Source organism: Bacillus sp. LR--39, assembly GCF_053613335.1.
Map to the genome: position 1 here is coordinate 1 of NZ_JBSIOT010000545.1, position 879 is coordinate 879.

An 879-nucleotide genomic window follows, 5' to 3' on the forward strand; every position below is an offset into this window, starting at 1 on the left:
TGTATGCCTTTAGCCGTTTGGCCAGCTCATCACGCAGCGAATTGGCTGGGATAACAGCATCAATGATCATTTCTGAAGCCAGACGGTAGATATTGATGTCCTCTTTGAATTCCTCCCGTTTGCTGCTGATAAATGCGGCTCTCTCTTCTTCTGGCAGCTCGGCGATTTTTTTAGCGTAGACAGCGTTTACAGCGGCCTCAGGGCCCATGACGGCGATTTGGGCGGTTGGGAGCGCTAGACAGCAATCCGGTTCAAATGCCGGCCCTGCCATTGCATACAACCCCGCCCCGTAAGCTTTTCGGACAATGACAGAGAGTTTTGGAACAGTTGCCTCTGACATCGCAGAAATCATTTTCGCTCCGTGTCTGATAATCCCAGCCTGTTCTACTTTTGTGCCAATCATAAAACCGGGGATATCGGCTAAGAACAGCAATGGGATATGAAAAGCGTCACATAAGGTAATAAACTTAGCCGCTTTGTCTGCTGAATCGTGGAATAAGACGCCTCCTTTTACCTTTGGCTGGTTTGCAACAATGCCGACAGGCTGTCCGTGGATTCGTGCGAGGCCCGTCAATAATTCCGGTGCAAATAAGGCTTTGATCTCAAAAAATGAGTCTTCATCTATGACCCGCTCAATCAGCTCATGCATATCAAAAGGTGCGTTTTGATTTTGCGGAATGACGTCGGCAAGCGGGGTGTCGAAGTGTTTTGGCGGGCGTTTCTCATGAATGGGCGCTTTTTCTTGAAAATTTGCCGGAAAGTAAGACAAATAAGCCCGCGCCAGCTGTATGGCTTCTTCTTCAGTTTCTGCAAGAATATCTCCGCAGCCGGAGATTGAGCAATGCATACGGGCGCCACTCATTTCTTCGAGAGACACTT

At 48.8% G+C, this 879-nt stretch carries 1 protein-coding gene; it reads right to left on the reverse strand.

The genetic code is table 11. The features are described from left to right. Positions 1 to 879, reverse strand: an 879-nt coding sequence (locus tag ACWHAR_RS24775; RefSeq protein WP_452088143.1) for an acyl-CoA carboxylase subunit beta, incomplete at both ends; no start/stop codon positions are given.